At 74.3% G+C, this 25,483-nt stretch carries 19 protein-coding genes; 6 read left to right on the forward strand and 13 right to left on the reverse strand.

The window, feature by feature from the left end:
• Position 1: 1 nt before the first annotated feature.
• Complete coding sequence (locus ACIBIW_RS22890; protein WP_399338819.1) at positions 2-1,471, forward strand: FGGY-family carbohydrate kinase; 1,470 nt, start codon at positions 2-4, stop codon at positions 1,469-1,471.
• Between the two features lie 159 nt (positions 1,472-1,630).
• On the opposite strand, the gene ACIBIW_RS22895 is transcribed toward ACIBIW_RS22890, so the two are convergent.
• From ACIBIW_RS22895 to ACIBIW_RS22910, 4 genes are read right to left on the reverse strand one after another with little or no spacing between them, the layout of a single operon-like run.
• Positions 1,631-2,344, reverse strand: coding sequence for a glycerophosphodiester phosphodiesterase (locus ACIBIW_RS22895; RefSeq protein WP_399338820.1), 714 nt, complete (start codon positions 2,342-2,344; stop codon positions 1,631-1,633).
• A 20-nt stretch (positions 2,345-2,364) separates the two neighbouring features.
• Positions 2,365-3,714, reverse strand: a complete 1,350-nt coding sequence (locus tag ACIBIW_RS22900; RefSeq protein ID WP_399338821.1) for an ABC transporter substrate-binding protein — start codon at positions 3,712-3,714, stop codon at positions 2,365-2,367.
• On the reverse strand, positions 3,711-4,592 hold the full coding sequence (locus tag ACIBIW_RS22905) for a carbohydrate ABC transporter permease (RefSeq protein WP_399338822.1): 882 nt from the start codon (positions 4,590-4,592) through the stop codon (positions 3,711-3,713). Before ACIBIW_RS22905 ends, ACIBIW_RS22900 begins: the two co-directional genes overlap by 4 nt.
• Positions 4,589-5,548: a carbohydrate ABC transporter permease gene (locus ACIBIW_RS22910; protein ID WP_399338823.1), complete on the reverse strand. Its 960-nt coding sequence runs from the start codon at positions 5,546-5,548 to the stop codon at positions 4,589-4,591. Before ACIBIW_RS22910 ends, ACIBIW_RS22905 begins: the two co-directional genes overlap by 4 nt.
• Positions 5,549-5,912: 364 nt before the next feature.
• Here ACIBIW_RS22910 and ACIBIW_RS22915 point away from each other — a divergent pair, with 364 nt between their 5' ends.
• Positions 5,913-6,353, forward strand: coding sequence for an SRPBCC family protein (locus ACIBIW_RS22915; RefSeq protein ID WP_399338824.1), 441 nt, complete (start codon positions 5,913-5,915; stop codon positions 6,351-6,353).
• A 92-nt stretch (positions 6,354-6,445) separates the two neighbouring features.
• Here the strand turns inward: ACIBIW_RS22915 and ACIBIW_RS22920 are convergent, their stop codons facing one another.
• The 5 genes from ACIBIW_RS22920 to ACIBIW_RS22940 form a co-directional block, all read right to left on the reverse strand.
• The gene (locus ACIBIW_RS22920) at positions 6,446-7,690 is read right to left on the reverse strand and encodes an XdhC family protein (RefSeq protein ID WP_399338825.1); all 1,245 of its coding nucleotides are present in this window, start codon (positions 7,688-7,690) and stop codon (positions 6,446-6,448) included.
• 101 nt (positions 7,691-7,791) lie between these two features.
• A complete protein-coding gene (locus tag ACIBIW_RS22925) occupies positions 7,792-9,249 on the reverse strand; it encodes an NCS2 family permease (RefSeq protein ID WP_399338827.1) in 1,458 nt (485 codons plus the stop codon).
• Positions 9,250-9,680: 431 nt separating this feature from the next.
• Positions 9,681-12,188, reverse strand: coding sequence for a xanthine dehydrogenase family protein molybdopterin-binding subunit (locus ACIBIW_RS22930; protein ID WP_399338829.1), 2,508 nt, complete (start codon positions 12,186-12,188; stop codon positions 9,681-9,683).
• On the reverse strand, positions 12,185-12,754 hold the full coding sequence (locus ACIBIW_RS22935) for a (2Fe-2S)-binding protein (protein WP_399338830.1): 570 nt from the start codon (positions 12,752-12,754) through the stop codon (positions 12,185-12,187). The genes ACIBIW_RS22930 and ACIBIW_RS22935 overlap by 4 nt, the downstream gene beginning before the upstream one ends.
• Positions 12,754-13,647 (reverse strand): FAD binding domain-containing protein, encoded by an 894-nt coding sequence (locus tag ACIBIW_RS22940; protein ID WP_399338831.1) that lies wholly within the window; start codon positions 13,645-13,647, stop codon positions 12,754-12,756. Before ACIBIW_RS22940 ends, ACIBIW_RS22935 begins: the two co-directional genes overlap by 1 nt.
• A 328-nt stretch (positions 13,648-13,975) precedes the next feature.
• Here ACIBIW_RS22940 and ACIBIW_RS22945 point away from each other — a divergent pair, with 328 nt between their 5' ends.
• Both ACIBIW_RS22945 and ACIBIW_RS22950 read left to right on the forward strand, forming a co-directional pair.
• Positions 13,976-15,646 (forward strand): PucR family transcriptional regulator, encoded by a 1,671-nt coding sequence (locus ACIBIW_RS22945; protein ID WP_399338832.1) that lies wholly within the window; start codon positions 13,976-13,978, stop codon positions 15,644-15,646.
• Between the two features lie 282 nt (positions 15,647-15,928).
• Entirely contained in the window at positions 15,929-16,705 is a 777-nt protein-coding gene (locus tag ACIBIW_RS22950) for a hypothetical protein (RefSeq protein WP_399338833.1), read from the forward strand.
• A gap of 87 nt (positions 16,706-16,792) precedes the next feature.
• Here ACIBIW_RS22950 and ACIBIW_RS22955 read toward each other — a convergent pair whose 3' ends face one another.
• Positions 16,793-17,494, reverse strand: a complete 702-nt coding sequence (locus ACIBIW_RS22955) for a GntR family transcriptional regulator (RefSeq protein ID WP_399338834.1) — start codon at positions 17,492-17,494, stop codon at positions 16,793-16,795.
• Positions 17,495-17,751: 257 nt separating this feature from the next.
• Between ACIBIW_RS22955 and ACIBIW_RS22960 the strand changes: the two genes are divergently transcribed.
• Positions 17,752-18,624: a (2Fe-2S)-binding protein gene (locus tag ACIBIW_RS22960; protein ID WP_399338835.1), complete on the forward strand. Its 873-nt coding sequence runs from the start codon at positions 17,752-17,754 to the stop codon at positions 18,622-18,624.
• 487 nt (positions 18,625-19,111) lie between these two features.
• A complete protein-coding gene (locus ACIBIW_RS22965) occupies positions 19,112-20,200 on the forward strand; it encodes a DUF2637 domain-containing protein (RefSeq protein WP_399338836.1) in 1,089 nt (362 codons plus the stop codon).
• Positions 20,201-20,321: 121 nt separating this feature from the next.
• Here ACIBIW_RS22965 and ACIBIW_RS22970 read toward each other — a convergent pair whose 3' ends face one another.
• From ACIBIW_RS22970 to ACIBIW_RS22980, 3 genes are all read right to left on the reverse strand, one after another.
• Positions 20,322-20,729 (reverse strand): ATP-binding protein, encoded by a 408-nt coding sequence (locus ACIBIW_RS22970; RefSeq protein WP_399338837.1) that lies wholly within the window; start codon positions 20,727-20,729, stop codon positions 20,322-20,324.
• A gap of 173 nt (positions 20,730-20,902) precedes the next feature.
• The gene (locus ACIBIW_RS22975; protein ID WP_399338839.1) at positions 20,903-22,645 is read right to left on the reverse strand and encodes a pyruvate dehydrogenase; all 1,743 of its coding nucleotides are present in this window, start codon (positions 22,643-22,645) and stop codon (positions 20,903-20,905) included.
• Positions 22,646-22,795: 150 nt separating this feature from the next.
• A complete protein-coding gene (locus tag ACIBIW_RS22980; protein ID WP_399338840.1) occupies positions 22,796-25,345 on the reverse strand; it encodes a hypothetical protein in 2,550 nt (849 codons plus the stop codon).
• Positions 25,346-25,483: the final 138 nt, after the last annotated feature.

The following is a 25,483-nucleotide window of genomic DNA, read 5'->3' on the forward strand; positions in this document are numbered from 1 at the left end:
CATGACGATGCGCGACGGTGGCGGGGCCCGGGTCGTGGCCGGGGTGGATGTGGCGACCGCGGCGGTGCGCGTGGTGTGCGCGGACGCCAGGGGGCGGGTGCTCGCGAAGGGCGGTGCCGCGCTGCCGCGCCCCGAGCGCGGTCCCGGCGGGCGCAGCGAGCAGGACGCCGGGGCCTGGTGGCCCACCGCGGCGCGGGCGCTGCGCAGGGCCACCTCCGCGCTGCCGGGCGGGGGCCGCGAGGTGGTGGCGGTGGCGGTGTCCGCGACCTCGGGCACCCTGGTGCCAGCCGACGCGCACGGGCGGCCCCTCGGCCCCGCCCTGATGTACGACGACCGGCGCGGCGCGGAGCTGAACGCCGTGGCGCAGGAGGCGGGCGCGGACCGCTGGGCGGGGCTCGGTCTGACGGTGGGGCCGACGGCGGCGCTCGGACGGCTCGCGTGGTGCCTGCGGGAGTACCGGGCGGCCCGGTATGTGCTGCACACCCCGGAACTGCTCGGCTGGCGGCTGACCGGGCACCCGGTGGCGGCGGACTGGAGCCACACCCTCAAGACGGGCTACGACCCGCGCGCGGGAGAGTGGGCCACGGAGGCGTTCGAGGCGCTTGAGGTGCCCGGGCGGCTGCTGCCCGAAGTGCGGGCGCCCGGGGCCGAGGTGGGCCGGGTGGACGCCGCGGCGGCCGCGGAGACCGGGCTGCCCGAGGGGTGCTCGGTGCGGCTCGGCATGACCGACGGCTGCGCGGGCCAGCTCGCCACCGGGGCGGTGGAGCCCGGGGAGTTCGTGGGCGTGCTCGGCACCACCTACGTCCTCAAGGGGGTGGCGCGCGACCTGGTCAGGGACCCCGCGGGGGCGCTCTACAGCCATCGGCACCCGGACGGCTGGTGGCTGCCCGGCGGTGCCTCAAGCACCGGGGGCGAGGCGCTCGCGGACGTGCCCGCCGAGCGGCTGCCGGGTCTTGACGCCGCGGCCGCTGCCCGGGGGCCTGCCTCGTACCTCTGCTATCCGCTGCGCCGCGAGGGCGAGCGGTTCCCGTTCGTGGCCGCAGGGGCGCGCGGCTTCACGGTGGGTGCCCCCGCCGACGACGCCGACCGGCACCGCGGGGTGCTTGAAGGGGTGGCGTTCCTGGAGCGGTTCGCGCTCGACCGGCTCGCCGCGCTCGGTGCCGAGGTGTCGGGCCCGCTGTACGCGGCGGGCGGCGGGGCGCGCAGCGAGACGTGGTGCAGGATCAGGGCGACGGTGCTCGACCGGCCGCTGCGGGTGGCGGCGCGCGCGGAGACCGCGATGGGCGCGGCCCTGCTGGCCTCCTGCGGCACCCTGCACCCGGGCCTCGGCCCGGCGGCGCGCGCGATGACGGTGTCGGGGCGGCGGGTGGACCCGGTGGTGTCGGAGCGTGCGGCGCTCGACGACGCGTACGGGCGCTTCACGGCGGAGCTGGAGCGGCGGGGGTGGGCGCAGCCGCCCGCGTCGGTCTGAGCGTGGCGGGGCGCCCCGTGCCGGGCGCGCGGTGGGTACCCGGCGGCGTGCGCGAGGTGTGGGCAGGTGGCGGCGCGCGTGGGTGGGGCGGCGCGCGCGGGCCCGGGGCGGTGGCCGCACACCGCCCCGGGCCCTCTCCGGTGCCCCCGCCGGTCCTGGTTACGCCGGCTGCCGCCCCGGGGCCAGCCACTCCCGTGCGGCGGCGACGAAGTCGGTGGTGACGGCGTCCGCGCCGATCTCCGCGAACATCCTGGCCTTCTCCTCGTCGGCGGCGGGCCAGGCGTCCACCCGTACCGACGCGGCGTGGCACTTCTCGACCAGGGCGCGGTCGAGGCCCGGCTTCAGCTCGGGGCAGACCCAGTCGGCCTTGAGATCGAGCGCCCTGGCGAGCATGTCGTCGCCCGGGTGGTGGGTGATCAAACCGCGCGGCACGTGCGGGAGGAGCCGGGCGGCCTCCTCCACGGCGCGCTCGCTGAACGAGGTGAGGACCACCCCGTCCGGCAGCGGGGTGTGCCGGTCGCGCTCCGCGAGCGCCGCCACCGACTCGAACGCCTTGATCTCGATCTGCACCGGCACCGTGCAGACCGCCATGGCCTCCTCGAACGTGGGGATGCGCTCCCCCTGCCCCGCGTCGAGTGCCTGGATGTCGGCGAGGGCGAGCGAGGCGATCTCGCCGCTGCCGTCGGTGGTGCGGTCGACCGCCGCGTCGTGGATGATCACGAGATGGCCGTCGGCGCTGACGCGTACGTCCAACTCGATGCCGTCGGCGCCGAGTTCGATCGCGCGGCGGAAGGACCTGAGGGTGTTCTCCGGCTCGTCGGCCCTGGCGCCCCGGTGTCCGTACACGAGCGGGCGCCCGGTGGGGTGGTTCACAACTGCTCCTCGGTTGCCGTTCAGAGATGTTTCTCTATGGTCTCTCGGTAGTGGTCGACACCCTTGCGCAGTTGGTCGGCGACGCCGTGGAACGCCTTCTCGGCCGGGGTGTTGGCGGACCAGATGCCCTGGAGGCCGGTGTAGACGCGGACGTTGGCGTTGGGGATCATCATCCGCACCTGGTCGCCCTTGCGGGTGAGTTCGAGCTGTTTGACGGCGGTGGTGAAGTTCGGGTCGTCCTTCATCAGCTTGGCCAGCTCGGGGGTGTGCACGGCGGCCGGGACCACCGGCAGGTAGCCGGTCTGCACGGCCCAGGTGGCGGCGTTCTCCGGGCGGGCGAGGAAGCGTACGAACTCCACGGCGGCCTGCTTGCGTTCGCGCGGGGCGCGGCGGAAGATCCCGAGCCCGCCGCCGCCGGTGTTCACGGCGAACTTCTTCTGCTTCGGCAGAAAGCCGGTGCCCAGCTCCCAGCCGCCCGTCTTCGCCATCTCGGTGAGCTGCTTGAGGCCGCCGGTGGAGGTGATGACGGTGGCGGTGAGCTGGTTGCCCATGTCGTTGGTGGGCGAGTCGGCCATGTAGGCGATGCGGTCGCGGAAGATCAGCTTGCGCTGGTACTCGCCCGCCTCGACGGCGCCGCCCTCGTCGAGGGTGACGTCGAGTCCCCGGGAGAAGGCGCCGCCGAACTGCCAGGCGGTGCACTGGAACTGCCAGTCGCCGTCGATCTTCTGGTACGACTCAAGCGCCACCGCCTTGCCGTTGATCTTTATCTTCGTGAACTCCTTTGCCCACTCGTAGAGTTCGGTGTAGGTGGTGGGGGCGCGGTCGGGGACCCCGGCCTTCTTGAAGAGGGTGCGGTTGTAGTAGAAGAGCGGGGTGGAGCGGGCCAGCGGCAGCCACCAGGTGTGGCCCTTGAGCCGCCCCTCGTCGAGCAGCTTCTTGTTGTACGTCGCGTCGAGTTCGCCGGGGTCGAAGTAGTCGTCCCAGGGGTCGAGCGCGTCGCCGAAGTAGAACTTGGACCACTTCACGTCCGAGAGCACGCACAGGTCGGGGGCCTGCGCCGCGAGCAGGCTGATGATGGCCTTCTGGGCGCACTCGTCGTACGAGCCCTGGAACTGCACCTCGACGTAGATGTCCTGCTGGGACTCGTTGAAGGCGTCCGCGAGGGACTTGAGGGTGTCGCCCGGGATGTCCGCGAAGGTGGACCACAGCACGATCCTGGTGCGGCCCCGGTACTTGCCGGGGACCACGCCGCCCGGCTGCGAGACGGGCCCCGAGGTGCGCCCGCAAGCGGCCAGTGCGGCGGCGCCCGCGAGTCCCCCGCCGACCCCGAGGAACCGCCGCCTGCCCAACTGGCCGAGCCGGTACGTCATTTCTGGGCCCCCTGGGTGAGTCCTGCGATGATGTAGCGCTGGGCGACGAAGAACACCACGAGCACCGGCACGATCACCATCACGGTGCCCGCGAGGATCGCGCCCCAGTTGGCGTACGTCTCCTGGTTCTTGAGGAAGAGCAGGCCGATGGGGAGGGTGCGCATGTTGTCGCTGCTGGTGATGATCAGCGGCCAGATGTAGTCGTTCCACTTGGTGACGAGGACGACGATGCCGACGGTGACCACCATCGGCTGCGACATCGGCAGCACCACCCGTACCAGGGTCCGCAGATGCCCGGCGCCGTCGATCCTGGCCGCGTCGATGACCTCCTTCGGCAGCGTCAGCATGTGCTGGCGCAGCAGGAAGGTGCCGAAGACGGAGCCGAGACCCGGCGCTATCAGCCCCTGCCAGGTGTTGATCCAGCCGAGCTGGGCGATCGTCAGGAAGTTGGGCAGCAGGGTGACATGGCCCGGCACCATCATCGCGCCGAGCAGCAGCATGAAGAGGAACCTCTTGCCGGGGAACGGCAGGAACACGAAGGCGTACGCGCACAGCAGCGAGGCCGCCAGCTCGATGGCGGTCCCGGCGATCGAGACCACCGCGGAGTTGAGGAAGAAGCGGCCGAAGGGGGCCGCCGTCCAGGCGTCGGAGAAGTTGGACCAGCGCAGGTGCGTCGGTATCCAGTGCGGCGGATAGCCGTAGATCTGGGTGTTGTTCTTCAGCGCCGAGGTGATCAGCCAGTACAGCGGGCCGCCCGCGATGAGCGCGACCACGACCAGCAGGACGTAGAGCCCGAAGCGGCGCGCCCGGGCCCCGGGGGTGCGGCGCGCGGCGGCGGGCGGCCGCGCGGTGGGCGCCGGGGTGTCGAGTGCGGTCACTGGTAGTGCACCTTTCGCTCAAGGAAGCGCGCCTGGAAGCCGGTGATCAGCAGCAGCACCACGAACATGATCATCGCGCTGGCCGAGGCGCGGCCCGCGTCGAAGGTGCTGAAGCCCTCCTGGTAGATGAACCAGGAGAGGATCGACGTGGAGTTGGCGGGGCCGCCCGCCGTCATCACGCTGATCACGTCGAACGCCTGGAAGGTGCTGACGGTGGTGGTGACCACCAGGAAGAAGGTCACGGGCGACAGCAGCGGCAGCACGATCCTGCGCAGCCTGGTCCAGGGGCCCGCGCCGTCGAGCGCGGCGGCCTCGAAGACGTCCCTGGGCAGGCCCTGGAGCCCGGCGAGGTACACCACGGCGACGAAGCCGGTGTTCTTCCAGAGGTAGACCATGACGAGGCCGAACAGGGCCCACTTGGAGTCCGTCATCATGGCGGGCGCGGTCAGTCCGAGCGGCGCGATCAGCGGGCGTATCAGGCCGTAGTTGGGGTCGAAGATGAACAGCCAGAGGGTGCCGACGGCCGCGCCGGAGAGCACGTAGGGCGCGAAGGCGAGGGTGCGCACGGCGTTGCGGCCGCGCAGCCGCTGGTTGAGCAGGAGCGCGGTGGCGAGGCCGAGGACGAGGCCGCCCACGACGACGCCGACGACGAACAGCACCGTGGTCCAGAGCGTGGAGCCGAACTCCGGGTCGGTCAGCAGCCCGGTGTAGTTGTCGAGGCCGATGAAGCGGCGGACCGGGGAGATCATGTCCCAGTCGGTGAAGCTGAGCCAGATGTTGTAGACGATCGGCCAGTAGGCGAACACCAGCAGGAAGAAGAAGTTGGGAAAGGCGAACGCGGCGAACAGCAGGTAGTCGCGCCGCCGTCGCCTGGCGCGCAGACGGCGGCCGACCGCTTCTGCGGCCGTCCCTGGCGGGGAGGCGCTGCCGCCCCGCTGCACTTCGGTGGCGGTCAAGACAGCGGTCTCCTTCCGGTTGGTGGACGAGGAACCCCCCGTCGGGAAGTCCGGCACTAGCAATACCAACAACGTGAATGAGAAGTGAACACCACGGGTGTTACAAATTTCCACCCGCCCGCCGCGCCCGCCCTCCCCCGCATCTCGTCAAACAGGCTCTGATCTGCGCTTACTTCGCCCACATGGCGCGCCGCCCGGTCTCACACCACCGATGTGACGAACCGGCGCGAGCGGCCGGTGGACTGCCGCGGGGCCGGGCGCGTGGCGCCAGCCTTCGACGCGGGCCCCGGCGCGCACAGCCCACGGCAAGGCGTACCGGCCGTGACTCCCGACGCCGCCGGGGGCGTGAGCCTAGGCTCGGAGCATGGCGCTGTTCGTGGTGGTGCGGGAGGTGGGGTGCTCCGCGGGTGAGGCGTGGGCGCGGGTCACCCGGTGGGAGCGGCACGGCGACGTGGTGCCGCTGACCCGGGTCACGGTCCTCACCCCGCCGCCCTCCGGGCTCGGCACGGCGTTCACCGCGCGTACCGGTGTCGGGCGGTTCGGCTTCGACGACCCGATGGAGGTCACCGGCTGGCGGCCCCCCGAGGACGGGGCGCCCGGCCTCTGCCGTCTGGAGAAGCGCGGGCGTGTGGTGCTCGGGCGCGCCGACATCGAGGTGCTGGCCACCCCGGGCGGCGCCCGGGTGGTGTGGCGGGAGGAGTTGTCGCTGCGGGCGCTGCCGCGCGCCTTCGACCCCCTGCTGCGCACCGCGGGGCGCGCGGTGTTCGGCCGCGCGGTGGACCTACTGCTCGCGCCCCGTCCGTAGGCCGCGCCCGGTGTGCGCACCGGGCCAGGTCGGCATCGGCCCGTTGACGCGGGGCGGCGGCGTCCCGCGCCCGCGTGCGGCCTGAGGGGCCGTCAGGTCGTCACGCGCCACGGCGACCTGATGCCGCTCGCGCCCGCGTGGGCGGGTGTGGACGCGTCCGCCGTCGGCGGGTACGGGCCGAAGGGCCGGGGCTGCGACGCGGCGGCGCGCGCGGCGCCGCCGGGGGCCTCGTGGTGGATGGGGGTGTGCGCGCCGGTCAGCGGCGCCCCGCTGCCGCCCCTGCGGCTCGACACGATCTCGGACGCGATGGACAGCGCCGTCTCCTCGGGGGTGCGCGCCCCGAGGTCGAGGCCGATCGGGGAGCGCAGCCTGGCCAGTTGGGCCTCGGTGACGCCCGCGTCGCGCAGCCTGCGGCCGCGGTCCTCGTGGGTGCGCCGCGAGCCCATCGCGCCGACGTACGCCACCGAGAGGCGCAGCGCGAGCACCAGCAGCGGGATGTCGAACTTGGCGTCGTGCGTCAGCACGCACAGCGCGGTGCGGGAGTCGACGTCGGTGTGGGCGAGATAGCGGTGCGGCCACTCGACGACGACCTCGTCGGCGCCGGGGAACCTGGCCGCGGTCGCGAACACCGGGCGGGCGTCGCACACCGTGACGTGGTAGCCGAGGAACTTGCCGGCCCGTACCAGCGCCGCCGCGAAGTCGACGGCCCCGAACACGATCATGCGGGGCGGCGGCACCGAGGACTCCACGAGCAGGGTGACGGGCTCGGCGCACCAGCCGCCCGCGCCGTCGAGCGCGACGGTGCCGGTGCGCCCGGTGTCGAGCATCGCCCCCGCCTGCGCCGCCGCGGCCTTGGCGAGTCCCGGGTACGCCGCGAAGCCGCCCTCGTAGGAGCCGTCGGGGCGCACGAGCAGCGGGGCGCCGAGCAGGTCGGCGGGGCCCGCGGTGACGCGTGCGAGGGCCGCCGCCCTGCCCCGCGCGGCGTCCGCGAGCGCCCCGGTGAGCGCCGCGCGACCCGGCGTCGCGGCGGTGACCGGGGTGATCAGTATGTCGATGACACCGCCGCAGGTCAGGCCGACCGCGAAGGCGTCCTCGTCGCTGTAGCCGAAGCGTTCGAGCACGGGGGTGCCCTCGCGCAGCGCCTCGGCGCACAGTTCGTACACCGCGCCCTCGACACACCCCCCGGAGACGGAGCCGATGGCGGTGCCCTCGCTGTCGACCGCGAGCGCGGCGCCCGGCAGCCGCGGCGCGCTGCCGCCGACCTCCACCACCGTGGCGACGGCGAAGTCGCGCCCCTGCTCGACCCACCGGTGCAGTTCCTCGGCGATGTCCAGCATGCTGCGCCTCCTCGTGACGGGGGCCGCCGGTGCGGCCCGCTTCCTTCCGTTCGGTCGTACGGGGCGGCCGGGCGCGTGCTCGGGGCGCCCGGCCGCCCTGGTCAGTGCACGCCCAGCCAGCCCTCAATGGGGTGGAGCGCGTAGAAGACCACGAAGACCGCGGTGAGCACCCACATCAGCGGGCCCACCTCGCGGGCCCTCGACTGGGCGGTCCTGACGGCCACATGGGAGATCACGCCCGCCGCCACGCCCGCCGTGATGGAGTACGTGAACGGCATGATGACCACGGTCAGGAACACCGGGATCGCGGTGGCGCGGTCGCCCCAGTCGACATGCCGCGCCGTCATCATCATCATGGCGCCGATCACCACGAGCGCCGCCGACGCCACCTCCTGCGGCACGATCGCGGTCAGCGGGGTGAAGAAGAGGCAGGCGGCGAAGAGCAGCCCCGTGACCACGGAGGCGAGCCCGGTGCGCGCCCCCTCCCCGACGCCGGTGGCGGACTCCACGAACACCGTCTGGCCCGAGCCACCCGCGACACCGCCGATCGCGCCGCCGGCGCCGTCGACGAAGAGGGCCCTGGAGAGGCCCGGCATCCGGCCCTCGCGGTCGGCGAGCCCGGCCTCGGTGCCGACGCCGATGATGGTGGCCATCGCGTCGAAGAACCCGGCGAGCACCAGGGTGAAGACGATCATCCCGACGGTCATCGCGCCGACGTGGCCCCAGCCGCCGAAGTCGAGGTCGCCGACGAGCGAGAAGTCGGGCGTCGAGACCGCGCTGCCGTGCAGCGACGGGGCGCCGTTGGTCCACTGCCGCGGGTCGACGGCCCCCACGGCGTTGAGGATCACCGCGAGCACGGTGCCCGTGACGATGCCGATGAGGATCGCGCCGGGCACCCGGCGGGCCTGGAGCATGAAGATGAGCAGCAGGGTGAGCGCGAAGAGCAGCACGGGCCAGCCGGTGAGCTGCCCCGAGGGGCCGAGGCTGACCGGGGTGGACTTGCCGGGCTGCACGAACCCCGACTTGTAGAAGCCGATGAGCGCCACGAAGAGGCCGATGCCCATGGTGATGGCGTGCTTGAGCGCCAGCGGTATCGCGTTCATGATCATCTCGCGGAGCCCGGTGACCACCAGGAGCATGATCACGACGCCGTAGACCACGCACATGGCCATCGCCTGCGGCCAGGTCATATGGGGCACGACCTGCGAGGAGAGCACCCCGGACACGGAGAGCCCGGCGGCGAGCGCCAGGGGCACCCTGCCGACGACGCCCATCAGCAGGGTGGTCAGCGCGGCAGCGCCTGCCGTCGCGGTGATCAGGGACCGCTGCCCGAGGGTGTCCCCCGCGACGTCCTTGCCCGACAGGATCAGCGGGTTCAGCAGCAGTATGTAGGCCATCGCCATGAAGGTGGTGACCCCGCCGCGCACCTCGCGCGCGACGGTCGAGCCACGGCGGGAGATGTGGAAGTACCGGTCGAGGCGGGACCGCCCCGCGGGCGGCGGTGGGCCGGCGGCCGCGTCCTGCGCGGTGGCCGTCGGCTCGACGGACGACTGTGTCATGGGCCTGCTCCCAAGGTTCATAGGGGCACCCGTCCGCCGCGCGGGGCGCGGCTCTCGCCACCGGGGCGCCGCCTGGCGGGCCCCGGCGGGACACCCCTCGGGGCATCGGCGGGATTTGGGATGTTCGGTTATGACCACGGGGGACGGCCCGGGGGACGGCGGCTGAACAGACTCAGCCAGTGTATACGGGTGTGTACAACCTCCCTAGGTCCTGTCTGGTAATTCGCGTCGGATCAGGTCGCGGCGTCTGGTGCTGGGGGTACCTCCCACGCCTTTCGGGCAGTGGGGGAGCATCGCAAGGCGGAGGGTCGTCCGCGTACTGGACGTACGTGGGCGTGCCCGACAACGCGGCGTGGGGGCACCTCCCGGCCGAAGGCTGGGGGAGTGCGGTGCCAGGCGTCGCGACCCCGGCGGGAATTGTCAGACAGGGCCTAGAGGATGAGGTCGTCCGGTCGTACGGGGGCGTGGGTGAGAGGGGCGCCGGTGGCGGCGCGGATGGCGGCGAGGATCGCGGGCGTCGAGGAGAGGGTCGGCGCCTCACCGGCGCCGCGCAGGCCGTAGGGGGCGTGCGGGTCGGCGAGTTCGAGCACGTCGACCGGGATGGTGGGGGTGTCCAGGATGGTGGGGATGAGGTAGTCCGTGAAGGACGGGTTGCGCACCTTCGCGGTGACCGGGTCCACGATGATCTCCTCCATCACCGCCATCCCGAGCCCCTGGGTGCTGCCGCCCTGGATCTGGCCGGTGACGGAGAGCGGGTTCATCGCCTTGCCGACGTCCTGCGCGCAGGCCAGCTCCACCACCTTCACCAGGCCGAGTTCGGTGTCGACCTCGACCACGGCGCGGTGCGCGGCGAACGAGTACTGCACATGTCCCCTGCCCTGCCCGGTGCGCAGGTCGAACGCCTCGGTGGGGCGGTGGCGCCACTCCCGCTCCAGCTCGACCACCTCGTCGCCGAGCACGTCGGCGACGGACGCCAGCGCCTCACCGCCGTCGGTGACCACCTTGCCGCCCTCCAGCAGGAGTTCGGCGGTGGCCCAGGCGGGGTGGTAGCTGCCGAACCTGCGCCTGCCGAGGTCGAGCACCCGCTCCCGCACCAGCTCACAGGCGTGCCTGACGGCGCCCCCCGTGACGTACGTCTGCCGGGACGCGGAGGTGGAGCCGGCCGAACCGACCCTGGTGTCCGCCGGGTTGATGGTGACACGGGTGACGCCGAGTTCGGTGCGGGCGATCTGCGCGTGCACGGTGACCCCACCCTGGCCGACCTCGGCCATCGCGGTGTGCACGGTGGCGACGGCCTCGCCGCCGATGACCTCCATGCGCACGCGTGCGGTCGAGTAGTCGTCGAAACCCTCGGAGAAGCCCACGTTCTTGATGCCGACCGCGTAGCCGACACCGCGCACCACGCCCTCGCCGTGGGTGGTGTTGGACAGGCCGCCGGGCAGTTGCCGCACGTCCGCACCCTCGGTGGTCTCCCACTGGCGCTCGGGCGGCATCGGCATGGCCTTGACCCTGCGCAGGATCTCCGCGACGGGCGCGGGCGAGTCGACCCGCTGTCCTGTGGGCAGCGCGGTGCCCTGCTCCATGGCGTTGATACGGCGCAACTCCACCGGGTCCATGTCGAGTTCGGCGGCGATCCTGTCCATCTGCGCCTCGTAGGCGAAGCACGCCTGGACCGCGCCGAAGCCGCGCATCGCGCCGCACGGCGGGTTGTTGGTGTAGAGCGCGAGTGCCTCGATGTCGACGTCCTCGACGACATAGGGGCCCGCGGAGAGCGAGGCGGCGTTGCCGACCACCGCGGGCGACGCGGACGCGTAGGCGCCGCCGTCCAGCACGATGCGGCACTTCATGTGGGTGAGCCTGCCGTCGCGGGTGGCGCCGTGCTCGTAGTGCAGCCGCGCCGGGTGGCGGTGGACGTGGCCGAAGAACGACTCGAAGCGGTTGTAGACGATCTTCACAGGCTTGCCGGTGCGCAGCGCCAGCAGACAGGCGTGGATTTGCATCGACAGGTCCTCGCGCCCGCCGAAGGCGCCGCCGACGCCGGAGAGCGTCATCCGCACCTTGTCCTCGGGCAGGCCGAGCACGGGCGCGATCTGCCGCAGGTCGGAGTGGAGCCACTGGGTGGCGATGTACAGGTCGACACCGCCGTCCTCGCCGGGCACCGCGAGGCCCGACTCGGGGCCGAGGAACGCCTGGTCCTGCATGCCGAAGGTGTAGTCGCCCGTGACGACGACGTCGGCACGGCGGGCGGCGGCGTCGGCGTCGCCGCGCACGATGGGCTGGCGGTGGACGACGTTGGGGTGCGGCACATGGCCCGCGTGGTGGTCGTCGCGGCCCGGGTGGAGCAGCGGGGCGTCGGGGGCCGTGGCGCTCGACTCGTCGGTGACGACGGGGAGTTCGCGGTAGTCGACGCGGATCTTGGCGGCGGCGCGGCGGGCGGTCTCGGGGTGGTCGGCGGCGACGATCGCGACGGGTTCGCCGTGGTGGCGCACCCTGCCGTGGGCGAGCACCGGGGTGTCCTGGATCTCCAGGCCGTAGTGGCGCACCTCGGTGGGCAGGTCGTCGTACGTCAGCACGGCGTACACACCGGGCTGGGCCAGGGCCTCCGAGGTGTCGAGGGCGGCGATCTCGGCGTGCGCGACGGTGGAGCGCAGGATGTGGCCCCAGAGCATGTCCTCGTGCCACATGTCGGAGGAGTACGCGAACTCGCCGGTGACCTTGAGGGTGCCGTCGGGGCGCAGCGTGGACTCGCCGACGCCGCCCCGGGTGCCGGAGCCCTGGGTGAGGCGGGTGGGCGCGCCGGTGCCACGGTCGGTGCGCGCCGAGGGGGCGGCCGGTGCGGCGGTGTGCGGGGGCGCGGTGTACGAGGGCGCCGGGGACGCGGTGTGCGAGGGCGCCGGGGACGCGGTGTGCGAGGTGTGGCCCTGGGGCGTGGTGGTCACCGGCCCACCTCCTGCGACTGCCGGGCCGCCGCGAGCCGGACCGCGTCCATGATCTTCTCGTAGCCGGTGCAGCGGCAGAGGTTGCCGGAGAGCGCCTCGCGGATGTCCGCGTCGGAGGGGCTGGGGTTGCGCTCCAGCATCTCGTCGGCGGCGACGAGCAGGCCAGGGGTGCAGAAGCCGCACTGCACGGCGCCCGCGTCGATGAACGCCTGCTGGACAGGCGACAGCGGGGCGGCGGCGGTGTCGGCGGCGGGCTCGGGGGCCCACGCCCGCGCCTCCTGGAGGGCGACCCCGGCCGCGCTCCCCTCGTCGCGGGCGCGCGCGTGGTCGGCCAGGCCCTCGACGGTGGTGACGTCGCGGCCCTCCGCCTGTCCCGCGGCGACCAGGCAGGAGCACACCGGCACACCGTCGAGCCGCACCGTGCAGGAGCCGCACTCGCCCTGCTCGCAGGCGTTCTTGGAGCCGGGCAGGCCGAGCCGTTCGCGCAGGACGTACAGCAGGCTCTCGCCCTCCCAGACGTCGTCGGCCTCCTGACGGCGGCCGTTGACGGTGAACGTGACACGCACTACGCGGCTCCTTCGGTGGTTCGGCGGGTCGCGCGGTACGCGTCCCAGGCCCAGGTCAGAGTGCGGCGCGCCAGCACCCCGACCGCGTGCCTGCGGTAGGCGGCGGTGCCGCGCACGTCGTCGATGGGGTTGCAGGCGGCCGCGCAGAGGGTGGCGAACTCCTTGACGAGCGACGGCGCGAGCGGTGCGCCGCTGTCCCAGAGCCCGGCCTCGCCGAGGGCCGCGCCGAGGAAGCTCTCCGCGTCTTTGGCGCGGACCGGGGTGGGCGCGGCGGAGCCGATGCCGGTGCGCACGTCCGCGGTGTCCGGGTGCAGCGCGAGCCCGAAGGCGCAGACCGCGATCACCATGGCGTTGCGGGTGCCCACCTTGGAGAACTGCTGGGGGCCCGTGGCCCTCCTGACGTGCACGGCGCGGATCAGCTCGTCGGGCGCGAGGGCGTTGCGCTTGACCCCGGTGTAGAAGTCGTCGATGGGGATCATCCGGGTGCCGCGCACCGAGGCGGCCTCGACCTCGGCGCCCGCGGCGAGCAGCGCGGGATGGGCGTCGCCCGCGGGCGAGGCGGTGCCGAGGTTGCCGCCGACACCGCCGCGGTTGCGGATCTGCGGGGACGCCACGGTGTGCGAGGCGAGCGCGAGTCCTGGGAGGTCGGTGCGGAGATGCTCCATGACGTGGCTGTACGGCACCGAGGCGCCGAGCCTGACGGCGCCCTCCCCGGCCGGCTCCCACCCGGCGAGTTCGGTGATCCGGCCGAGGTCGAGCAGGTACTCGGGCCTTCGGTGGTCGAAGTTGATCTCGACCATCACATCGGTGCCGCCCGCGATGGGCACGGCCGAAGGGTGCTCGGCCTTGGCCGCGAGCGCCTCCTCCCAGGACGCTGGGCGAAGGAAGTCCATGCTGTGCTCTCTTCCTGTCGGGACACTCGGGGGTCCGGGGCGCACGGGATGCGCGAGGAGGGCGGGGGCGGGAGTGCCCGGGGTCCCGGGCGGGGGGTTCGGGTGCGGCGCCCGGGGTGGGCGCACGGCGCCGTTCGCGCGGTGTGTCCCAGTACACATCGGGCACCCGGCTCTGTTCAGTCACCGAAACCATGAAGGACCCGACCGACCGACGTGCTCATCTTGTAGATTCGTATGAAAGTCGATGCTGCGGGGAGCGGCGTGACGGCGGTGGCGAGGCCGCGCCCGCCGGTCCCGAGCGCAGGACCCTCACGAGATCGGCGACGACATGCGGCTGCGCGCACTGCTGGACAACGACGCGCTGGGGCTCGGACTGCTCGGCGGCGAGGACGAGCTGGACCGCACCGTGCGGGGCGTGATGACCACCGACCTGCGGGACCCGAGCCGCTATCTCTCCGGTGGCGAGCTGGTGCTCACCGGGCTCGCCTGGCGGCGCGGCCCCGAGGACTCCGAGCCGTTCGTGCGGCTGCTCGCCACCGCGCAGGTCACGGCGCTCGCGGTCGGCGACGCGGAGCTCGACCGGGTCCCCGAGGACGTGGTGGCGGCCTGCGCCAGGCACCGGCTGCCGCTGTTCTCCGTGGACGCGTCGGTCGCGTTCGCCACCGTCACGGAGCACGTCGTACGGCAGGTGTCGGGCGAGCGCGCCGGGGACCTCGCCACCGTGGTGGAGCGGCACCGGCGGCTGATGGCGCCGGGGCACGCGGGCGAGGGGCCCGACGCGGTGCTCGGGCTGCTCGGCTCCGACCTCGATCTGCGGGCGTGGGTGCTCTCGCCCACCGGGCGGCGCATCGCGGGCGACCTCGGCGACGGGGGCGCCGCGGGCGGGCGCGCGCTGGGCGCGGACACCGCGGCGCGGCTGGCGGCGGGCGCGCTCGCGGCGGCGCGCGGCGGGCGGCGCGGGCCGCACAGGATCGAGGTGGGGCCGACCGTGTACTCGGTGTTCGAGGTGGCGCCCGCCGACGACGGCACGGGCGGCGCGGGGGACGCAGGGGTCGCGGACGCCCAGGGTTCGCGGCTCACCGGCTGGCTGCTCGCCGTCGAGGCGGACGCGGGCGAGTGGCCCCCCGAGCGCCTTGACCTGCTGCGCGGTGTCACCGGTCTGGTCGCGGTGGAGCGTGACCGCAGGGACGCCGCGCGCAGCGTGCGGCGCAGGATGGCACGGGACGTGCTGACGATGGTCGCCGAGGGCGCGCCCGCGGCGGAGATCGCCGCCAGGCTGCGGGTGGCGGCGCCGGTGCTCGGCCCCGGGCTCGGCGGCACACCCCGCTGGCAGCTCGTGGTGGCCGCGGTGGAGTGGGACGGCGCCCCGGACGCCGCCACCGCCCAGACCGTACTGGAGGAGGCGCTCGTGGAGCCGGGCCCGCGGCGGCCCGCGCGCACCGCGGTGGCCCGCACCGGGGACGAGGCCGTGGCACTGCTGCCCCTGCCCCCCGACGAGGAGGCGGGGGTGGACGCCGAGGCGCTGGTGCGGCGGGTGGCGGGACCGCTGGGGGCGGGGCTCGGCGACGACGGGCGCTTCACGCTCGGCCTCAGCGCCCCGGTGCAGTCCGCGCAGGCGCTGCGCGGCGCCCTGGAGGAGGCCAGGCACGCCCGCCGGGTCGCGGCGGCGCGGCCCGGCGCCGTCAGCGCGGCGGGCCACCGGGAGCTGGCCTCGCACGTACTGCTGCTGCCCTTCGTGCCCGAGGACGTGCGGCGCGCCTTCACCGCCCGGCTGCTCGACCCGCTGCGGGCGTACGACGAGCGGCACCGCGCCGAGCTGGTACCGACCCTGAAGGCGTTCCTCGACTGCGACGGATCATGGACGCGCTGCGCGGGGCGGCTGCATCTGCATGTGAACACGCTGCGGTACCGGGTCGGCCGTATCGAACAACTGACCGGGCGCGATCTGTCCCGCCTTGAGGACAAGCTCGACTTCTTCCTGGCGCTGCGGATGGGGTAGTTCCGCGTAACGCGCGGCACAACGTCCCAGCCCAGACGGCGTGTCGGAGTGGTGCGCGGGCCGGGCGCGCGCTCCCGGCGCAGGAGCGCGGACGGTGCGGCGATGGTGCGCCGGTCCCGGGGCCGCGTGCCAGGGAGCGGACAGGGAAGCCCGGAGCACGGTGGCACCGGGCTCATCCACACTTTGTGAAAAGATTCACCACGCCCTCTTGGCTGACCCGCCCATTCGTGCTGAGATGCCGCCACGGCTCAACAACACAAGGGTGTGGACGGGGAGGGCAACGTGGCGCGTACCGCCGTGTCCGGTTCCGGAGCGAGTGCGGGGGACGACCCGCTCCAGACAGCGGTGTGGCGGCTGCGCTCGCGCGCGTGCTGGACGGACGCGGCGGCGCTGCTCGAACCGCTCGGCGCCACCGACGCCGCGGCGGCGCTCCAGCGGGTCGAACTGCTCGTCGAGCGCTGTCTGTACACGGAGCAGGGCTGGGACGAGGCCGAGGACGCGCTGCGCACCGCGGAGGCGCTGGCCCGCGACGACGAGGAGCGCGGCGCCGCCGCCTGCGAGCGCGGCCACCTCGCCTACGTGGCCACCCTGCTCGGGCGCAGGGACCGGGCCGACGAGGCGCGCTCGGCGCTCGGCAGGGCCGCGGCCCTGATTGCGCCCGGTGCCCCGGGGCGCGCGCTGCTCGACTTCCGGCGCGGTCTGATCGCGGAGAACCTGGCCGACTCGCCGACCGCGGCCCGCGCCGCCTACCGCAGGGCGCACACCGTGGCGAGCGCCGCGGGGGACCAGTTCCTGCTCTCGTTCACCTGGCGGCACCTGGCCGGGCTCGCGCTGCGCGAGGGCGAACTCGCCGAGGCCAGGCACGGGTTCGCGGAGTCCCTGCGGATCAGGGAGGAGCTGGGCTACCTCGTGGGCACCGCCCCCGCGCTGGTGTCCCTCGCGGACGCCGAGGACGACCCGGAGGCGGGGCGGCTGCGCGCCGAGGCCACCCGGCTGTTCCGGCTGCTCGGCGGTGTGCCCACCTGGCTCGCGGGACAGTTGGCGCCCCAGGCGGTGTGAGGCCGCCGGTACGGGGCCGGGCGCGTGGCGCCCGTACGGAGCCCGGGGCCCGGGGCCTCGTCGTACCCGTACGGGCGGGCCGCCTGGTCAGGGGCGAGGGCGGCGCGCGGGGCGTGGCTCGACATGGTGGCGGGCCACCGCCTCCACCCGGGCGGTGTCCCCCTCGCTGAGCGCGTCGAGGAGCGCCGAGTGCTGGGCCGCGTCCGCGAGCAGCTCGGCGCGCACCGAGCCGGGCGGCCACTGCGCCCTCCTGTGCAGCTCCTGCGCCGTCCGTACGAGCTGGTCGTTGCCGCAGAGCGCGAGCACCGCGCGGTGGAAGGCGAGGTCGGCCTCCGCGTAGCGGACCCGGTCGCCGCGGGTGGCCGCCAGCGCGGTGGCCTCGGCGGCCGGGCGCAGCTCGGCCCAGGCGCGGGCGGGCACGGTGCGCGCGAGCCGCAGCAGCACCGGCACCTCGATCAGCAGCCGCACCTCGGCGAGGTCCGCCAGCTCGCGCTCGCCGGGCGCGGCGATCCGGTAGCCGCGGTTGGGCACCACCTCGACGGCGCCCTCGGCCGCGAGCTGCTGCATGGCCTCGCGCACCGGGGTCGCGGACACCCCGAGCCTGCGGCCTATGCCGGGCGCCGAGTAGACCTCGCCCGCGGCCAGCTCCCCGTCGAGCAGCGCTGCACGCAGCGCGGCGAGCACCTGGCCGCGCACCGACGAGCGCCGTACCGCCTGGGTCGGGACCCGGGGCGGTACGGCGGCCCCGGCCTCCCGGCCGAGCGCCCCGTCCCCCGCTGGTGCTGCCACTGGTGCTCCTTCGAAACCGGCCGCCGCCGACGCCCCGCGCGCTCCGGCCGCACCGCGTGCGGGCCGGGGCGGCGCCGGCCGCCCAGCCAGCACCTTAGGGCATCTCCCCGGCCCTTCGGCGCGGTCCTCGCGCACCGGGGCGAGGGCCGGGTGATCCCCCCAACGGGTGCGCGAGGAGGGGCAGCACTTCCCTCTGCGATCATTTTCGCTAAGGTAAGGCTTACCTGCCAACGTTCTTGGATTCGGTGGTCCCCCGCATGCACCTTCACGCGCCGGTCACCAGCACGCGCCCCGCCGTGTCACGCCGCGGCGGCTCCCCCGTCCGGGCGGCGTACACCCGGCTGGCCGCGGTGCTCCCGCTCTTCTCCGTCGTCGAGACGGCGCCCGGCGAGCCGCTGCCCGCGGGCGACGGCTGGACCCCGGCCGCCGCGCTCGCCGCGCCCGGGCCGGTCAGGGACGCGTTCCTCGCCGAGGACGCGGCGCAGATGACCCGGGACTTCGGCGGCACCCCGCGCCCCGACGTGGTGGCGGGGTTCTCCCTGCACCGCTACGCCTGGCCTGCCTGCTTGCTGTTCACCGTGCCGTGGTTCCTGCACCGCAGGGTGCCCGACATCCCGCTGGACGCGACGGCGGTGCGCAGGGGCGGCGGGCCGCTCGCGGTCCGCGTCGAGTCGTTCTCCTGTCTGCCGGGCGACCCCGCGGCCACCCTGCCGGGCGCCCGGGTGATGCCGGACGAGGAGGCGCTGCGCGCCCGGGTGCGCGAGGCCGTGGCCACCCACCTCGGACCGCTGCTCGAAGGCTTCGGGCCGCTGATGCGCCGCCGCGGCCGCGCCCTGTGGGGGCTCGCCACCGACGAGATCACCGAGGGCCTCTGGTACGCGGGCCGGGTGCTCGGCGCCGAGCCGCGCGCGAGGGCGGACCTGCGCAGGCTGCTGCCCGGCGGCACCGCGCCGTTCGCGGGCGCCGCCGCCTTCCGCGGCCTCGCCGCGCCCGACGGCACCGCGCTCACCACCAGGGACCGCGCGAGCTGCTGCATGTTCTACACACTGCGGCCCCAGGACACCTGTGTCACCTGCCCCCGCACCTGCGACGCGGAACGGATCAGCAAGCTGACCGCCACCGCCGCCTGACACACCCCGCCTGACACACCGTCAGAACGGTTGCACCGTCGCCGGGACCGGCGGCCCGGCCCCGGGGCCGGGCGCCCACCACGCACCGGCCGACCGCCCACGGCGACACCCCCGCGGGACCGTTGCGGGGCCGCCATGTGCCGGGCACCCGGCCGCGGGGACACACCGCCCCGCACTCGCCCCGCACCACACACCGCGCGGCCCCGCGGGTGGCTCCGCCGCGCCCCGGGCCGCGCCTCGCGCACATGTCACACCCCGCACCGCCCCACCCGTCACTGTCCGCCCCAGCACTCCCCTGAACCACCCTTGAGGGCCCTTTTCTTCGCACAGAACTCCTGTGGTTGAATCGGGCGTTCGAGGAGACCGCCGCCAATCCCGCGATCCGGCACCCCCCTTGGCGTTCTCTTACTCCGAAACCCTCAGAGGGCCGCCCGGGTTGGGCCACTATGGCGGCCGAAACGCCCTCACGCTATTGCAAGGGACCCAGATGAGACTGACCGACATATCGCTGAACTGGTTGCTGCCGGGCGCCGTGCTGCTCCTGGGCATGCTGGTGGCGGTCGTCGTACTCGCACGCGGCAAGCGCTCAGGGGAGAAGTCGTCGTCCGCCGACGACTCGTGGGAGCGCAGCGAAGAGCGCAGGCGCCGCAAGGAAGCCGTCTACGGCAGCGCCTCCTATGTGCTGCTGTTCTGCTGCGCGGCCGTCGCCGCCGCGCTCTCCTTCCACGGTCTCGTGGGCTTCGGCGAACAGAACCTGGGGCTGAGCGGGGGCTGGGAGTACCTGGTGCCGTTCGGGCTCGACGGCGCCGCGATGTTCTGCTCCGTGCTCGCCGTGCGCGAGGCGAGCCACGGCGACGCGGCGCTCGGCTCGCGCCTGCTCGTCTGGCTGTTCGCGGGCGCCGCCGCCTGGTTCAACTGGGTGCACGCGCCGCGCGGTTTCGGGCACGCGGGCGCCCCGCAGTTCTTCGCCGGGATGTCGCTGTCCGCGGCGGTGCTCTTCGACCGCGCCCTGAAGCAGACCCGCAGGGCCGCCCTGCGCGAACAGGGCCTGGTGCCGCGGCCGTTGCCGCAGATCCGCATGGTCCGCTGGCTGCGCGCGCCCCGCGAGACGTACGCCGCCTGGTCGCTCATGCTGCTCGAAGGTGTACGCAGCCTGGACGAGGCCGTCGAGGAGGTGCGCGACGAGCGCAGGCAGAAGGAGGAGGGCCGGCTGCGCAGGCGCGACCACCAGAAGCTGGAGCGCGCCAAGATCAAGGCGCTCAGCCGGGGCCACTGGCCGACCCGCGGCGGCCGCCAGGTCGAGGTCACGGCCGGGCACGCGGGCGGGGACTCGGGCGGCGGTCTGGAGCCTGCCATAGTGAGCCCGGAGCTGACCGCGCGTCCCCCGCTCCAGGCCGTCACGAGGGGCGGTGAGCCGTCCGACGCCAAAGGGGGCAAGGACGCCTTTCCCGTTCTGAGCGGCCCCGAGTCGGCGCCCGTCACCGTCGACCTCACCGCGGAGGACGACACCCAGGCCCTGCCGAGGCTCGACTCGCTGGAGCGGAAGCTGAAGGACCTGGAGCAGCAGTTCGGCTGAGCCACCGGGGCAAGCGGCACGCACGGGAGGGGGGTTGACCGGAGTTTCCCGGTCAACCCCCCTCCCGCACGCTGTTCTTCCGTGCGCTGCCGCAGCCGGCGGCGTCCCCCGCGGATGCCGCTCAGCTGTCGCCCAGCTCGAACCAGACGATCTTGCCCATGCCGTGTGCCCTGACCCCCCAGGCGTCCGCGAGCGACTGCACGAGCAGCAGCCCACGGCCGTGGATGTCCTGGGTGTCCTCACCGGTCCTGCGGCGCGGCATCACGGCCACGAAGTCCCGCACCTCCACCCGCAGGGTGCCCGGGCTGACGGTGGCCGTCAGCACCGCCTCGTGGTCGGTGTGCACCAGTGCGTTCGTGACCAGCTCGGTCGTCAGCAGCTCGGCCGTCTCGGAACGGCCCGGCTTCCCCCAGTTGTCGAGCAGCTCGCGCAGCGCGTGCCTGGTCTCGGGCACCGCCCGCAGATCGGCACGCCCCAGCCTGCGTCGCAGCCGCACCCCGTCGTCGGTCTCCCGTGCCTGTTCCCTCATGTCCCCCGCCCACACGCCGAACACCGATTCCTTTCGCTTACTCCTCCGCTCTGCCCTCTCCCCCGCGCCTTTCCTCGAAAGTCACTCCAACGAGTACACGAGATGCATGCCCCGCCCGAGTTGCGGCATTCCTGCACACCGCCGATACCGGTCACAGCCAGTGTCGGTGCCCGTCACGGCCTGGGTACATTCCGCAGGTTGGATCGCGCCATCTGGACCATGCGGCCCACCCCGCCGTCGAGGACCATTTTCGAGGCCGAAAGTGCGAATCCGGTCACCATCTCGGCGCTGATCCTCGGCGGAATGGAGAGGGCGTTGGGGTCGGTGACGACATCGACGAGCGCGGGGCCCTTGTGCTTGAAGGCGTCCTTCAGCGCGCCCGCGAGCTGTTTCGGCTTCTCCACCCGCACCCCGTAGGCGCCGCAGGCCCGCGCCACCGCGGCGAAGTCGGGATTGGTCTGCGCGGTGCCGTACGAGGGGAGGCCCGCCACCAGCATTTCCAGTTCCACCATGCCGAGCGAGGAGTTGTTGAACAGCACCACCTTCACCGGCAGATCGTGCTGCACCAGTGTCAGGAAGTCCCCCATCAGCATGGAGAATCCGCCGTCCCCCGACATCGAGACGACCTGGCGTGACCGGTCGGTGAACTGCGCCCCGATGGCCTGCGGCAGCGCGTTCGCCATCGAGCCGTGCGAAAAGGAACCGATGATGCGGCGCCTGCCGTTCGGGGAGAGATAGCGGGCCGCCCACACATTGCACATTCCGGTGTCCACGGTGAACACCGCGTCGTCGTCGGCGAGTTCGTCCAGGACCGAGGCCACGTACTCCGGGTGGATCGGAACGTGCTTCTCCACCCTGCGGGTGTACGCCTTCACCACGCCCTCAAGGGCGTCCGCGTGCTTCTTCAGCATGCGGTCGAGGAACTTGCGGCTGGTCTTCGGGCTCACCTTCGGCGTGAGGCAGCGCAGCGTCTCCCGTACGTCGCCCCAGACCGCGAGGTCCAGCTTGGAGCGGCGTCCGAGGTGCTCCGGCCTGACGTCGACCTGGACGATCTTGACGTCGTCGGGCAGGAAGGCGTTGTACGGGAAGTCGGTGCCCAGCAGGATCAGCAGGTCGCACTCGTGGGTCGCCTCGTACGCGGCCCCGTAGCCGAGCAGCCCGCTCATGCCGACGTCGAACGGGTTGTCGTACTGAATCCACTCCTTGCCGCGCAGCGCGTGCCCGACCGGGGACTTGACCTTCTCGGCGAACTCCATCACCTCGGCGTGCGCGCCCGCGGTGCCGCTGCCGCAGAACAGGGTGATCCGGTCCGCCTCGTCGATCATCCGCGCCAGCTTCTCGACCTCCTCGTCGCCGGGGCGCACGGTGGGGCGCGAGGTGACGATGGCGTGCTCGGTGGCCCGTTCGGGCGCGGGCTCGCCCGCGATGTCCCCGGGCAGCGCGACGACGCTGACGCCCGACCGCCCCACCGCGTGCTGGATGGCGGTCTGCAACAGCCGGGGCATCTGCCTGCTGTTGGAGATCAGCTCGCTGTAGTGGCTGCACTCGCGGAAGAGCTGGTCGGGGTGGGTCTCCTGGAAGTATCCGAGGCCGATCTCGCTCGACGGGATCTGGGAGGCGAGCGCGAGCACGGGGGCCATGGAGCGGTGTGCGTCGTAGAGCCCGTTGATGAGGTGCAGATTGCCGGGCCCGCAGGAGCCTGCGCAGGCCGCGAGCCGCCCGGTGACCTGGGCCTCGGCGCCCGCCGCGAACGCGGCCGTCTCCTCGTGGCGCACCGGCACCCAGTCGATGGCGGAGTTCCTCCTGATGGCGTCCACGACGGGGTTGAGGCTGTCCCCGACGACGCCGTACAGGCGCTGGACACCGGCCCTGACGAGGATGTCGACGAACTGCTCGGCGACGTTCTGCTTGGCCATGGTGGTACGTGCTCCTCGGTTCGCAGGTCCCCGCCGGGGCCTCGGGGGACCCGGCGGGGCGGGGTTCTCGGGTGCCCGGGCGGGCAGGGGCGTACGCCCGCGCGGGCGGGGCGTGCGGCCGGTGCGGCCGCGCGCCTTCCCACCATCAAGTCACAGCCGCCCCTCCCGCGCCTCCCAGACGGCGGCGGCGGTGCGGTCCTCACCGCCGTCCGCATGGCCGGGCGCGGGGGTCTCCAGGTCGGCGAGGAAGGCGCCGAGGCCGGGTGGCTCTGCGGCGCCCCAGCGGGTGGCGAGGTGCCCGGCCAGCGTGGCGGCGCCCCGCAGCGGGGCGGCCAGGCCCCGGGTGCAGACCAGCAGCGTGTCGCCGGGTTCCGCCGCCGCGGCGTGGAAGAGGAACGGCGGCCTCGGCGGCTCGGCGGCCAGCTCGTAGGGGCTCGGCGGGGTGCTGATGCCGAAGTCGACGGTGAGCCGGTCGGCGCCCGGGGTGTCGGGCGGCGGGGGCGGCGGCTGCTCGGCCGGGCGGGGCTCGATGTCGTGCCAGCGGCCGTCCCGCAGCAGGAAGAGGCCGCCGGGCCCGGCGCCGAAGAAGATCCGGGTGCGGCATGCGGGGTCGGCGGGCAGCAGCAGGCAGCGCAGCGAGGACACGTAGTCGGCGGGCGCGACGCCGAGTTCCGCGGCGCGGGTCCTGAGCTTGCCGACGGTACGGTCGGTGAGTCGGCCGAGGCCCGACTTCAGGCCGCCGCGGCGGCCCGCCCTGACGTCCTCGGCGAGCCTGGCGTGCACCCGGCCCACGGCGGCGCCGATGCGCTCGCACGCCTCGGCCGCGGCGTGGTGCACCCCGGGCGCGGGGCGGGTGCCGGTGGCCATCGCCACCAGGACGAGGGCGCCGTCGCCGCTGCCGAAGCGCACGGTGAGCATCGCCTCGCCGCGGGCCTCCCCGAGCCGCCTGGACTCGGTGCCGCGCAGCGAGGCCGCGCGCAGGACGGCGCAGCCGCAGCGGGCGCCGTCGAGCACGGTGTCGGGGACGGTGTCCCCGAGCCGTTCGGGGTCGGCGGGCGGCAGCGTGCCAGGGCCGCCGTGGCCACCGGACGGCGCCGGGGGGCTCGCGGCGGGGGCGGGCGTGGAGCGCTCCGGGGTGGGCGCGGCGGGGCCCGCGACCGAGGGCCCCGGCGGCTCCTTGCGCAGCGGCGGCGACACCGGGACCGAGACGGTCGGCCGGTGCGCGGCGGGGGGCGTGGGTGCCGGGGTGGGCGTGGGCTCCGGGGTGGGGTCGGGCTCCGGTGCGGGCCTGGGCTCTGGGGCGGGTGCCGGCTCTGGGGCGGGTGCGGGCGCGGCGGGCCGTGGCGCGAACCATGGCGCCTCGCCGCCCGCGGGGACCGCCGGGCCCGCCCCCTCCGCCTCTTCCCCGCTTTCTGCGCTTGCTCCGTTTCCCGCGTCTTCTCCGTTCGCCCCGGCGTCGCGGGGCCGGAACCAGGGCCCGGGCTCCCCCTTCCCACGCGGCTCGTACCAGGGCTGACGCGGCGGCCCCGAGGCGGACTCGTCCTCCGGGGGCGCGGGGTCCTCATGCGGTACGGGGGCGGGGGGCGCGGGTGCCTCGTCCGGTACGGCCGGGGGCGTGGGCGCGGGGACCTCGGACACGGCGTCCGGGGCCCGCGGCGGGAGCCCGGGGCGGGTCGGCGGAAACCAGGGCGCCGCGGCGGGCGGCGGGGTCGGCTCGGAGGCGCTGGGGCGCTCGGGCTCTTCGCCTGGCGCGCCGGATGCGGGGGGCGAGGCGGGCGAGGTGCCGTCGGCGAACCAGGGCGGCGCCCCGTCCACCGGCGCCCGCCCCTCGGCACGGGCCCGCTCGGCGGCGGCCCGAGCAGCCTCGGCCCCACTGGCGGCCCGCCGCTCGGCCTCGGCCTGCTCGGCGGCTATTCGCTCGGCCTCGGCCCGCTCGGCAGCAAGGCGTTCCGCTTCCGCCTGCTCCACGGCCATGCGTTCGGCTTCCGCCCGTTCGGCGGCTATCCGCTCCGCCTCGGCCTGCTCCGCGGCCCGCCGTTGCTCCTCGGCCTGGCGCTGCTCCTCGGCCTGGCGTTCCGCCTCCGCACGCTCCGCGGCTATTCGCTCGGCCTCCGCCCGCTCAGCAGCCCTACGCCGCTCTTCCGCCAAGCGCTCGGCTTCCGCCCGCTCGGCGGCTGCTCGCTCGGCCTCGGCACGTTCTGCGGCCTGCCGCTGCTCCTCCGCCACACGCTCGGCTTCCGCCCGCTCGGCGGCTATTCGCTCGGCCTCGGCACGTTCTGCCGCAGCGCGCTCCGCCTCCGCCTGCTCGGCAGCGACGCGTTCCGCCTCCGCCCGGCGCCGCTCCTCCGCGCGCTCGGCGGCCTCGCGCTCCTCCCGGGCCGTTCGCTCGGCCTCCGCGCGCTCCGCCGCAAGGCGTTCCGCCGCGTCCCCCTCCCCGCCGCGGCGGACAGGCGGCTCCTGGGAAGGGAGTTGGACGGTTGCCGTCCAGGCGGTCGGCGGGGCGCCGTCCGTGGACCAGGGGAACATGTCGTCGTCCCAGCCGTCGTCGCCCCCGGGCGGCGGGGCGGCGGTCGGTGCCTCGGCGTAGCGGTCGTCGACGGTGTCCTCGGTGGCGGTCGGGCCCGTGTCGCCCGCCGAGCCGTCGTACAACTGCCCCCACCAGTCGTCGTCCTGTCCCTGCCGGTCCCCCTGATGGCTCATGAGGCCAATTCTCCACCGCGCGGGGCGGCCGGAAACCGGGCGTCGGCAAATAGGGACCGACGCGAGACCGCCGGGCGACCCCACCCCCCACGGGAGAGCCGCCCGGCGGTCGCCGATGTGATCCGGTCCAGCCGCGGG

The organism is Streptomyces sp. NPDC050560 (assembly GCF_044457285.1).
In the GTDB taxonomy this organism is placed as follows: domain Bacteria; phylum Actinomycetota; class Actinomycetes; order Streptomycetales; family Streptomycetaceae; genus Streptomyces.

Bases quoted from the DNA above. Each gene is read 5' to 3' on its own strand.
- ACIBIW_RS22960 (WP_399338835.1), top strand. From the start codon at position 17,752: ATGCACCTTCACGCGCCGGTCACCAGCACGCGCCCCGCCGTGTCACGC.
- ACIBIW_RS22915 (WP_399338824.1), top strand. From the start codon at position 5,913: ATGGCGCTGTTCGTGGTGGTGCGGGAGGTGGGGTGCTCCGCGGGTGAG.
- ACIBIW_RS22925 (WP_399338827.1), bottom strand. From the start codon at position 9,249: ATGACACAGTCGTCCGTCGAGCCGACGGCCACCGCGCAGGACGCGGCC.
- ACIBIW_RS22980 (WP_399338840.1), bottom strand. From the start codon at position 25,345: ATGAGCCATCAGGGGGACCGGCAGGGACAGGACGACGACTGGTGGGGG.
- ACIBIW_RS22970 (WP_399338837.1), bottom strand. From the start codon at position 20,729: ATGAGGGAACAGGCACGGGAGACCGACGACGGGGTGCGGCTGCGACGC.
- ACIBIW_RS22900 (WP_399338821.1), bottom strand. From the start codon at position 3,714: ATGACGTACCGGCTCGGCCAGTTGGGCAGGCGGCGGTTCCTCGGGGTC.
- ACIBIW_RS22940 (WP_399338831.1), bottom strand. From the start codon at position 13,647: ATGGACTTCCTTCGCCCAGCGTCCTGGGAGGAGGCGCTCGCGGCCAAG.
- ACIBIW_RS22975 (WP_399338839.1), bottom strand. From the start codon at position 22,645: ATGGCCAAGCAGAACGTCGCCGAGCAGTTCGTCGACATCCTCGTCAGG.
- ACIBIW_RS22920 (WP_399338825.1), bottom strand. From the start codon at position 7,690: ATGCTGGACATCGCCGAGGAACTGCACCGGTGGGTCGAGCAGGGGCGC.
- ACIBIW_RS22890 (WP_399338819.1), top strand. From the start codon at position 2: ATGACGATGCGCGACGGTGGCGGGGCCCGGGTCGTGGCCGGGGTGGAT.
- ACIBIW_RS22965 (WP_399338836.1), top strand. From the start codon at position 19,112: ATGAGACTGACCGACATATCGCTGAACTGGTTGCTGCCGGGCGCCGTG.
- ACIBIW_RS22945 (WP_399338832.1), top strand. From the start codon at position 13,976: ATGCGGCTGCGCGCACTGCTGGACAACGACGCGCTGGGGCTCGGACTG.